The organism is Streptomyces sp. DH12 (assembly GCF_020873895.1).
GTDB lineage: Bacteria > Actinomycetota > Actinomycetes > Streptomycetales > Streptomycetaceae > Streptomyces.
In genome coordinates this window covers 1-501 of sequence record NZ_JAHWGT010000735.1, presented here as the reverse complement: position 1 = coordinate 501, position 501 = coordinate 1, and the positions used below count along the sequence as shown (strand labels likewise).

The window sequence follows — 501 nt, the reverse complement described above, 5'->3', positions numbered from 1 at the left end:
CAGCGTGACCGACTCGGTCGCCACGGTCGTCATCCGTCATCCCGCGAAGCGCAACGCGATGACCGCCGCGATGTGGGCGTCCCTGCCCCCGCTGCTCGGCGCGCTGGCGGACGACCCGGCCGTGCGGGCGCTGGTGCTCACCGGCGACGGCGGCACCTTCTGCGCCGGGGCGGACATCTCCACGCTCCAGGGCTCGCCGCTGGAGGCGCAGCGGCTGGCCGTCGCCGCCGAGGAGGCCCTTGCGGCCTTCCCCAAGCCGACCCTGGCCGCCGTGCGCGGCCACTGCGTGGGAGGCGGGGCGCAGCTCGCGGCCGCCTGCGACCTGCGGTTCGCCGAGGAGGGCGCGCGGTTCGGGGTGACCCCGGCGAAGCTGGGCATCGTCTACCCGTCCTCCGCGACCCGGCGGCTGGTGTCGCTGGTGGGCCCCGCGAGTGCCAAGTACCTCCTCTTCTCGGGCGAGCTGATCGACGCGGAGCGGGCGCTGCGCACGGGGCTGGTGGA

The 501-nt window shown here is 76.0% G+C and carries 1 protein-coding gene; it reads left to right on the top strand.

The window, feature by feature from the left end; all coding sequences use genetic code 11:
• Positions 1–501 (top strand): enoyl-CoA hydratase/isomerase family protein (locus LPA54_RS36785; RefSeq protein ID WP_228984837.1); only part of this gene is annotated, 501 nt, incomplete at both ends.